This window comes from Staphylococcus caledonicus (assembly GCF_016238465.1).
GTDB classification, from domain to species: Bacteria; Bacillota; Bacilli; order Staphylococcales; family Staphylococcaceae; genus Staphylococcus; species Staphylococcus caledonicus.
This window is the reverse complement of the sequence record NZ_JABTXV010000031.1, coordinates 1-255: the sequence shown is the minus strand read 5'-3', so window position 1 is coordinate 255 and position 255 is coordinate 1. Positions and strand designations below refer to the sequence as shown.

1 protein-coding gene is annotated in these 255 nt (G+C 25.5%); it reads left to right on the top strand.

The window, feature by feature from the left end; genetic code table 11:
- On the top strand, window positions 1-255 hold a 255-nt coding region (locus HS848_RS13170; RefSeq protein WP_198612557.1), incomplete at both ends, for a hypothetical protein.

Genomic DNA, 255 nt, shown 5'->3' with positions numbered 1-255 from the left:
CGTTATTACTTACGATGTTATTTACGTTATTACTTACGATGTTATTTACGTTATTACTTACGATGTTATTTACGTTATTACTTACGATGTTATTTACGTTATTACTTACGATGTTATTTACGTTATTACTTACGATGTTATTTACGTTATTACTTACGATGTTATTTACGTTATTACTTACGATGTTATTTACGTTATTACTTACGATGTTATTTACGTTATTACTTACGATGTTATTTACGTTATTACTTACGA